This window comes from Endozoicomonas atrinae, from assembly GCF_001647025.1.
Lineage (GTDB): Bacteria > Pseudomonadota > Gammaproteobacteria > Pseudomonadales > Endozoicomonadaceae > Endozoicomonas > Endozoicomonas atrinae.
Genome location: NZ_LUKQ02000977.1, coordinates 1 through 215, shown reverse-complemented (window position 1 = coordinate 215; position 215 = coordinate 1). Strand labels below are relative to the sequence as shown.

The following is a 215-nucleotide window of genomic DNA, read 5'->3' as shown; positions in this document are numbered from 1 at the left end:
CCGGTGCCGCCATCCACAATCTCGGTCACCGCGCCGGTGACATCGGTGGCCGCAGTAATGGTCGGTACATCATTGGTGCCGGTGATGGTCACCGTCACCTGCTGATCCACGGTGCCGCCGTTGCCATCGTTAACCGTGACGGTATAGGTCTGGGTCCGCACCTGACCCGCGGCCAGGTCATCAATATCGGCATCGGGCACCGTGAAGGTCCAGTC

The 215-nt window shown here is 62.8% G+C and carries 1 protein-coding gene; it reads right to left on the bottom strand.

What is annotated here, in order from left to right; genetic code table 11:
- Positions 1 to 215, bottom strand: a 215-nt coding sequence (locus tag AK963_RS37010; protein ID WP_139117869.1) for a VCBS domain-containing protein, incomplete at both ends; no start/stop codon positions are given.